The 725-nt window shown below is 73.2% G+C and carries 1 protein-coding gene; it reads right to left on the bottom strand.

Annotation, left to right across the window (positions count from 1 at the left end):
* Nucleotides 1-725, bottom strand: a 725-nt coding sequence (locus tag AC1D01_RS37330; RefSeq protein ID WP_477874948.1) for an ATP-binding cassette domain-containing protein, incomplete at both ends; no start/stop codon positions are given.

Raw genomic sequence — 725 nt, forward strand, 5'->3', positions numbered from 1 at the left:
GCCGCACGCCGCGCTCGCCGAGGAAGGTCTGGTAGCCCTCGGGCAGCGCGCTGATGAAGTCGTGCGCGAACGCGGCGCGCGCGGCGGCGATCACCTCGTCGTCGCTCGCCTCGGGACGGCCGTAGCGGATGTTCTCCAGCGCATTGGCCGAGAAGATCACGCTGTCCTGCGGCACGATGCCGATGCGCTGGCGCAGCGCCTGCAGCGCGGTGTCGCGCACGCTGACGCCGTCGACCGCGATGCGGCCCTCGGCCACGTCGTAGAAGCGCAGCAGCAGCTGGAACACCGTGCTCTTGCCGGCACCGCTCGGCCCGACCAGCGCCACCGTCTCGCCCGGCCGCACCTGCAGGTTGAAATCCGCCAGCGCCGCATGCAGCGGCCGCGACGGGTAGCGGAAGCTGACGCCTTCGAGCGCCACCGCCGAGCCGCCGCTCGTGGCCGGCAGTGCCGCCGCCTGCGCCGGCGAGGCGATCGACGAGCGCGTGGCCAGCAGCTCCATCAGCCGCTCGGTGGCCCCGGCCGCGCGCAGCAGGTCGCCATACACCTCGGCCAGCACCGCCACCGAGCTGACGAGGATGATCACGTAGACCACCGTCTGGCCGAGGTGGCCGGCGCTGACCTGCCCGGCGATCACCGCCTGCGTGCCCTGGTACAGGCCCCACAGCAGCGCGCCGAAGGTGGCGGTGATGATGAAGGCCACCAGGCCCGAGCGCACCCGCGTGCGC

Source organism: Rhizobacter sp. P3_B12, assembly GCF_056402895.1.